Origin of the sequence: Extibacter sp. GGCC_0201 (genome assembly GCF_017566055.1) — a bacterium.
GTDB lineage: Bacteria > Bacillota > Clostridia > Lachnospirales > Lachnospiraceae > Extibacter.
Genome location: NZ_JABFCH010000147.1, coordinates 1 through 225, shown reverse-complemented (window position 1 = coordinate 225; position 225 = coordinate 1). Strand labels below are relative to the sequence as shown.

Sequence of the window (225 nt, the reverse complement as noted above, 5' to 3'; positions counted from 1 at the left end):
ACCTGTCCAATGTTCCAGGCGTTCGATGCGGGCCAGTAAACGGTTGAACTCTTTGCGTGAGAGCATTATCGTATCACCCTCTTCGTCTACTACACCTAATGTTCCGATGGCGGCAAAGTCCGCCGCTGTCATGTTCTGTACATCCGGTATCAGTTCTTCCAGACCGATATGTCCGGCAGAAAACCGGGCGGCATCGCGGGCGGCGAAGAACATCTCTTCGTCACG

At 54.2% G+C, this 225-nt stretch carries 1 protein-coding gene; it reads right to left on the bottom strand.

Annotation, left to right across the window (positions count from 1 at the left end; genetic code table 11):
* Positions 1–225, bottom strand: a 225-nt coding sequence (locus HJV72_RS19045) for a hypothetical protein (protein ID WP_208073440.1), incomplete at both ends; no start/stop codon positions are given.